The 3272-nt window shown below is 33.5% G+C and carries 4 protein-coding genes and 1 pseudogene; all 5 read left to right on the plus strand.

Annotated elements, in window-relative coordinates:
• Window positions 1-141 (plus strand): annotated as a pseudogene (locus ACI9TV_RS16045) (ammonium transporter); the annotation flags it as partial.
• A 161-nt stretch (window positions 142-302) separates the two neighbouring features.
• Window positions 303-641 (plus strand): P-II family nitrogen regulator, encoded by a 339-nt coding sequence (locus ACI9TV_RS16050; RefSeq protein WP_415251831.1) that lies wholly within the window; start codon window positions 303-305, stop codon window positions 639-641.
• A 127-nt stretch (window positions 642-768) separates the two neighbouring features.
• Window positions 769-1944, plus strand: a complete 1176-nt coding sequence (locus ACI9TV_RS16055; RefSeq protein WP_415251832.1) for an ammonium transporter — start codon at window positions 769-771, stop codon at window positions 1942-1944.
• 43 nt (window positions 1945-1987) lie between these two features.
• Window positions 1988-2722, plus strand: coding sequence for an energy transducer TonB (locus ACI9TV_RS16060; protein ID WP_415251833.1), 735 nt, complete (start codon window positions 1988-1990; stop codon window positions 2720-2722).
• A 50-nt stretch (window positions 2723-2772) separates the two neighbouring features.
• Window positions 2773-3240: a rhodanese-like domain-containing protein gene (locus ACI9TV_RS16065; RefSeq protein WP_415251834.1), complete on the plus strand. Its 468-nt coding sequence runs from the start codon at window positions 2773-2775 to the stop codon at window positions 3238-3240.
• Window positions 3241-3272 lie beyond the last annotated feature (32 nt).

Consider the following 3272-nt stretch of genomic DNA (forward strand, 5'->3'; position numbering starts at 1 on the left):
GTAGGATTATTTACTCTTGTTGGTACAATCGTTGTTTACTATATCGCTTCTGCTTTAACTGGTGGTGGTAGAGTTGATGAAGAAACTGAGTCACGTGGTCTTGATGAAGTGGTTCATGGGGAAAAAGGTCTTAACCTATAATTAAACGAAAAAGGAATAAATCCCTTTTTCCATTGCTAGCCGCTAAGCCACAAAAGCTAATCCCCTTTTTAGGATAAAGTTTTGATGCTAAGAAGGCTTATATTATTGTGCAATGTAAATATGTTACAATACTAAAACAAAATATCTGGAGATATGAAACTATGAAAAGAGTAGAAGCTATTATTAAACCATTCAAGCTAGAAGATGTAAAAGATGCATTAGCTGAGATTGGTATCGAAGGTATGACAGTAAGTGAAGTTAAAGGTTATGGTCGTCAAAAAGGGCATAGTGAACTTTACCGTGGAGCTGAGTACGTTGTTGATTTTTTACCAAAAATTAAAATGGAAATGGTTGTTGATGAAAAGGATGTTGAACAAGTAACAGCAGCAATTGTTGAAGCAGCAAGAACTGGTAAAATTGGAGATGGTAAGATTTTCGTTAGTGATATCGAACAAATTATCCGTATTCGTACTGGTGAAACTGATACAGAGGCTATATAAGCCAAACTTTCACATATACTTATTATGTGATTCTTCTTAATTGATTAAAATTTAATCAAGTATATTATTTAGAATAAAAAAATTTCGATAGAATAAACCCTTAAATTAAATTTCAAGGGTTTACTTCATGCTAGAAGCTGATTTTAAATACATCATCGACACTTTCTTTACACTTTTTTCTATGGTTCTTATTATCTTTATGGTACCCGGGTTTGCTATGCTTGAGGCTGGACTTGTTCGTACTAAAAATGTTACCTCAGTTTTAACTATTAATGTAATGATTTATGCAGTTGCATCTATGGCTTTTTTACTTATAGGTTATGACTTAGCATTTGGTTCTTGGGAAAATGATTCCATGAGCAAATGGGCTGCATTCATGTTTCAGATGGCCTTTGTAGGTAAAACTATAAATATTATGAGTGGTGGTGTGAGTGAGAGAGTTCGCATTATTCCTTTAGCATTCTTTGCTGTAATCATGGGTGGCATCATTTACCCTACTGTTGTAAATGTATCTTGGGGTGCAGACATGATAGCTGGAACTATACTTGATATTAATATGTACGATTTAGCTGGTTCAACTGTCATTCATTCTACTGGTGGGTGGGCATTGCTTGCTGCTATCATTATCATGGGTTCTAGAAAAGGTCGTTATGTAAATGGGAAAGTAAGAGTTATCCCAGCTTCAAACATTCCACTTGTAGTACTTGGTGCTTTTTTACTCTGGATAGGTTGGTTTGGATTTAATGGAGGGAGTGTTGGAAGTATTTCCAGTATTGAAAATGCTGATGCAGTTGCAAAAACAATTATGAATACAAATACCGCTGGATTGGCTGGTGCACTCATTGCAGGTCTTCTTATGTATGTACGCTATCGATTACTAGATATTACCATGGTCTTAAATGGTGCACTGGGTGGTCTTGTAGCAGTAACTGCTGGACCTGATTTGTATGATATGTACACTCCTATCCTTATTGGTCTTATTGGTGGGACATTAGTCGTATTTGCTGTTCCATTATTTGATAAACTGAAACTTGATGATCCCGTTGGAGCCTTATCAGTTCACCTAGTCAATGGTATATGGGGAACTTTAGCTGTTGGTATTTTTGTAGAGAGTGTTTCATTTATGGATCAACTTAAAGGGGTAGTTGTTGTAGCAATATTTGCTTTTTCTGTATCTTTTGTTGTTTTATTTCTCATCAATAAAATATCTACATTTAGAGCTGATGATGATGTTCAACTTGAGGGTATGGATGTTAATGAATGTGGTGTTGAAGCATATCCCGAATTTAAAAGGGCAATATAACAATTTAACATATTTGTAACACTCTTTTAGCTACTATTTCTTCATGATTAGACATAGTAGCTCCTTTATATTTTCACTTATACTTCATGTAGTTGCTCTTATTGCTATTTTTTTTGTATATAAAAGTATTCCAAAAAAAGAACCTACTCAGGAAAAAAAGAAAATATGTATTGATTTATGTAATGTTTCTATTAAGCCCATTCCAAAAGTTCTTCTAGTAGTAGAAAAACCAAAAATCATTCCTAAGAAAATAGCTCCACAAATTATTAAACCTCCTATAAAAAAACTAAAAGTAAAACCAGTTATCAAAAAAAAGAAAAAAGTAGTTGTAAAGAAAAAACTTCCTGTCATAGAACCTATTCCTATCAAAGATATAAAAATAAAAGAAGAACCTAAAGAAATTATTGAAGAAAAAATTGAACTCATTGAACCAATTGAAGCAACTACTGTACAAGAACCACTAGAAAACCTAGGACAAAAACAAAAAAGATTAGAAAAAGAATATATAAGTGAACATATAAAAAAAATATCACAACTCTTATCCGAGAACCTTTATTACCCTAGATCAGCCAGAAAGAGAAATATTCAGGGGGCAGTCATTGTAAAGTTTACATTATCTACTTCTGCACAAGTCTATAATATTGAGATAATCTCATCAAAAAGTGAAATACTATCTCGAGCAGCTATTAAAACTATTGAAGATTTATCAGGTTCCTTTCCTCATCCACCAGAGGAATTAGTATTACATGTTCCCATAACATACAAATTAAGTAAATAACATATAGATACATAGTAGAATATGTCCAATTATAGAACAAGGCATTACCTATGAGATTGATACATTTACTTTTAATATTTGTAATATCCTCTATACTTTTTGCAGGGAATGGTAGGATTCATCCATCAATAAAACTTATCAATGAAGCAAAGAAAAATACGAAAGCTATTACACCAAAAGATCTTAAAAAACTCATTGACGATGAGGCTGATGTAATTATGCTTGATATACGTGAAATTTTAGAACGTTCAGAAGGTCAAATTTATGCAGAGGACTACTATGAAATGACACGTGGAGATTTAGAATTTTATATTATGACTAAAATCAAAGACACGGATGCACTCGTTGTTACATACTGCCGGGGAGGGACAAAAGGTGTTCTTGCAGCCCAAACTCTCAAAGACTTAGGATATAAGAACGTCAGATACCTCGAGGGTGGTCTTCGAGCATGGGCTAATGCAGGTTATCCTATTGAAACAGGGATAGGTGTCACTCATCTCTCTATTGAGGAAGACTAAGTTTCTCTATCCCTCTTAAGCTTTTAGTAATA

It is taken from the genome of Sulfurimonas sp. (assembly GCF_047622445.1).
Lineage (GTDB): Bacteria > Campylobacterota > Campylobacteria > Campylobacterales > Sulfurimonadaceae > Sulfurimonas.